The organism is Andreprevotia lacus DSM 23236 (genome assembly GCF_900176275.1).
In the GTDB taxonomy this organism is placed as follows: domain Bacteria; phylum Pseudomonadota; class Gammaproteobacteria; order Burkholderiales; family Chitinibacteraceae; genus Andreprevotia; species Andreprevotia lacus.
On the sequence record NZ_FWXD01000076.1, the window covers coordinates 1 to 1,296 of the forward strand.

The 1,296-nt window shown below is 64.5% G+C and carries 1 protein-coding gene; it reads left to right on the forward strand.

The genetic code is table 11. From position 1 onward, the window contains the following. Positions 1-1,296 (forward strand): condensation domain-containing protein (locus B9A19_RS21820; protein ID WP_245804406.1); only part of this gene is annotated, 1,296 nt, incomplete at both ends.

The following is a 1,296-nucleotide window of genomic DNA, read 5'->3' on the forward strand; positions in this document are numbered from 1 at the left end:
CAATGTGCAGGACATCTACCCGCTGGCGCCGTTGCAGGAAGGGATCTTGTTCCATCACTTGATGGAGCAGGAGGGGGATCCGTATCTGTTGCCGAGTTTGTATGCCTTCCCGGACCGCGCCAGTGTGCTGCGCTTCGCCGAGACCTTGCAGCAAGTCATCCTGCGCCATGACATCCTGCGCACCAGCCTCGCCTGGCAAGGCTTGGCGCAGCCGGTGCAGATCGTCCACCGCCATGCCGGCCTGCCGCTGGAGTGGGTCGAACTCGATGCCAGCCTGGGTGATCCGGGCGAGCAATTGCAGGACCGCTTCAATCCGCGTCACTACCGCATCGGCCTCGACAGCGCACCGCTGTTGCGCTGCCATGCCGTTGAAGACCGCAGCAGTGGCCGTTGCCTGCTGCACCTTAACGCCCACCACCTCACCGTCGACCACACTGCGCTCGGTCTGCTGGTTGAAGAAGCCGCATTGATCGAACAAGGTCGTGCAGCCGAACTGCCACCAGCCATCCCGTTCCGCAACTTCGTCGCCCAAGCCAGACTGGGCAGCCAGCCGGAGGAACAGGAAGCCTTCTTCCGCAAGATGCTGGCCGACATCGACGCGCCGACGGCGCCGTTCGACCTGTTGAACGTGCAAGGCGATGGCAGCGATATCCGCGAGCACACGCAAGCACTGCCACAAGCGCTTGCGCAACAAATCCGCCAACTGGCGCGCAGCCATGGCGTCAGTGCCGCCAGCCTGCTGCACCTGGCTTGGGCCCTGGTACTGGCCCGTGCCACTGGCAGAAGCGACATCGTGTTCGGCACCGTCCTGCTCGGCCGCCTGCAAGGCGGTGAACAAGCCGGCCGCGTGATGGGCATGTTCATCAACACACTGCCGCTGCGACTCGACGTCGATAGCAAACCGGTCACACACAGCCTCAAGGACGCGCACACCCGTCTGGCGCAACTGCTGCAACATGAGCACGCGCCGCTGGCGCTGGCGCAGCGCTGCAGCGGCGTACAGGCCCCGGCCCCGCTGTTCACCAGCCTGCTGAACTACCGCCACAGCGCCCCGGCAGCACATGCCGTCGACGCCACTCCGGCCGACGACGACATCCAGGTACTGGCTGCGCACGAACGTACCAACTACCCACTGACCTTGGCGATCGATGACCTGGGCGAAGGCTTCCAGCTCACTGCGCAGGTCGCGCAGCCCATCGATCCGCAGCGTATCTGCCAGTTCATGCAGGCTGCGGTGGAACAGCTGGTTGCAGCGCTGCAACAGCAGCCCAACCAACCGTTGGCACAGCTGGACGT